Genomic DNA, 300 nt, shown 5'->3' with positions numbered 1-300 from the left:
AAAACGAGGAGCGTATTTCCTATGATCGGTATTTTAAAAAAGGTATTTGATGTAAATCAACGCCACATTAAACGTATGCAGAAGACAGTTGAGCAAATTGATGCATTAGAATCATCTATTAAGCCACTAACAGATGAACAATTAAAAGGAAAGACGCTTGAATTTAAAGAACGTCTAACAACAGGTGAGACAGTAGATGATCTACTTCCTGAAGCTTTTGCAGTTGTTCGCGAAGCTGCGACTCGTGTTCTTGGAATGCGTCCGTATGGCGTGCAGTTAATGGGTGGTATTGCCTTTCAT

Annotated in this window: 1 pseudogene; it reads left to right on the top strand. The window is 39.3% G+C overall.

What is annotated here, in order from left to right:
* Positions 1-21: 21 nt before the first annotated feature.
* A pseudogene (locus tag ACSG5Z_RS30690) lies at positions 22-300 on the top strand (preprotein translocase subunit SecA); the annotation flags it as partial.

The organism is Bacillus pretiosus (assembly GCF_051294775.1).
Taxonomy (GTDB): domain Bacteria; phylum Bacillota; class Bacilli; order Bacillales; family Bacillaceae_G; genus Bacillus_A; species Bacillus_A wiedmannii.
Note: the sequence above shows the minus strand (reverse complement) of the source record. Positions and strands in the feature narration are given on the sequence as shown.